This is a genomic window from Vibrio sp. 811 (genome assembly GCF_033339195.1).
The window spans coordinates 1-720 of the sequence record NZ_JAWOUB010000376.1 but is presented as its reverse complement, the minus strand read 5'-3'; the positions used below and the strand labels follow the sequence as shown (position 1 = coordinate 720).

At 53.2% G+C, this 720-nt stretch carries 1 protein-coding gene; it reads left to right on the top strand.

Annotation, left to right across the window (positions count from 1 at the left end):
* The coding region (gene trkA / locus R7Q46_RS26970) for a Trk system potassium transporter TrkA (protein ID WP_318078206.1) at positions 1 to 668 on the top strand (668 nt) is incomplete at its 5' end.
* Between the last annotated feature and the right edge of the window lie 52 nt (positions 669 to 720).

Genomic DNA, 720 nt, shown 5'->3' with positions numbered 1-720 from the left:
TTGTTGGCGGGGGTAACATCGGCGCAAGCTTGGCAAAACGCCTAGAGCAAACTTACAGCGTGAAGCTGATTGAGCGCGACTATCAGCGTGCAGAAAAGCTGTCTGAGCAATTAGAGAACACCATCGTGTTCTGTGGCGATGCCGCAGACCAAGAGCTACTGACTGAAGAAAACATCGACCAAGTTGACGTATTCATCGCTCTCACCAACGAAGATGAAACCAACATCATGTCCGCTATGCTGGCAAAACGCATGGGCGCGAAGAAGGTGATGGTACTGATCCAACGCGGCGCGTACGTTGACTTAGTCCAAGGCGGCGTGATTGATGTGGCCATCTCACCACAGCAAGCGACCATTTCCGCCTTGCTGACGCACGTTCGCCGTGCAGACATCGTAAACGTATCGTCTCTGCGTCGCGGTGCGGCGGAAGCTATCGAAGCCGTAGCGCACGGTGACGAAACCACATCCAAAGTGGTTGGCCGAGCGATTGGCGACATTAAACTGCCACCGGGAACCACCATTGGTGCTGTCGTTCGTGGCGAAGAAGTTCTTATCGCACACGATCGTACCGTCATCGAGCAAGATGACCACGTCGTGATGTTCTTGGTCGACAAAAAGTACGTACCAGACGTCGAAGCGCTGTTCCAGCCGAGCCCATTCTTCCTCTAGGATTTTCCTATGGTCAACTTACGTCCCGTACTGTTTGTTATCGGGCTGGTTT